Source organism: Microcoleus sp. B3-D2 (assembly GCF_036705345.1).
Taxonomy (GTDB): domain Bacteria; phylum Cyanobacteriota; class Cyanobacteriia; order Cyanobacteriales; family Microcoleaceae; genus Microcoleus.
Map to the genome: position 1 here is coordinate 1 of NZ_JAUBUG010000197.1, position 1031 is coordinate 1031.

Here is a 1031-nt window from a genome sequence, read left to right on the forward strand (position 1 = left end):
CATGGCTCAAGCACAACGAAGTGCTGGCTTTAATCTTAACACACTCAAAATCTTGTTCAGAATGAAATAGCCCTGCACAGTACCCTGCTTTGAGCCAGTTCTTTAATTGACGACTCAACATGGGGTATGTGTTTATTTTGGAGAGCAACGCTTTGTGGTCGATACGGTCGAAACATTTGGCAATATCAGCATCAAGCACGTATTTAGCTTTTAGTCTAATGCTGCCAAATATTGCTTGGAGCGCATCGTGACAGGAACGTCCTGGTCGAAAACCGTATGAGTTTGGCTCGAATTTGGCCTCCCACTTAGGTTCTAACGCTAGTTTAACTAACGCTTGCAGTGCGCGGTCGTTTATCGTTGGGATACCTAATGGTCTAGTTTCAGTTGTACCAGGTTTAGGAATCATTACCCTACGAGTGGGTTTTGCCTTTCCAGTTAACTTTAACTTGCCTACCAGGTTAATACGTTGCATTGGGGTTAACGATTTAATGCCATCCACACCAGCCGTATTTTTCCCTTGGTTATCTTGTGTTACCCTACGAACCGCAATACACTTTGCAGACCAAGACCTAATCAGGGTCTTTTGAAGTTTACGAACTGCTTTAACATCACCACGTTCACTCGCTTGATAGATTCGTTTTTGCAACTTAAAAGTAACCTTTTCTAACTTTCGCCAATTAAGGTCTTTCCATTCCACCGTCAGATTGTTCTGCGTATTAGACATATATTGCTACTAGGACTCTATCTTTGAAATTACCGTGTATCTGTCAGCATATCCTCAATATTACAATGAGGCTTTCGCTTCCGATACAATCCCGCCCCTAACTATCATTCGTTAGCTACTTACTGGTTATCGACCTTTCCAGAGATAATTAGTTAGGTTACTTCGTTCCGATTGCATATTGATTGAATCTTTAGCGTGATGCTATCCACCGGGTTTATGGGCTTGTGCTTATACAGCAGATTCCATGTATATATGATACACTGTATTGAGTAGATAAGCGAAAAAAATGAAACCTTATTCGATCGAG

1 protein-coding gene is annotated in these 1031 nt (G+C 41.5%); it reads right to left on the minus strand.

Features of this window, described 5'->3' with window-relative positions; all coding sequences use genetic code 11:
• Window positions 1-724: reverse transcriptase N-terminal domain-containing protein (locus tag QUB14_RS28655; protein ID WP_333221657.1), on the minus strand; the 724-nt coding region annotated here is incomplete at its 3' end.
• Window positions 725-1031: the final 307 nt, after the last annotated feature.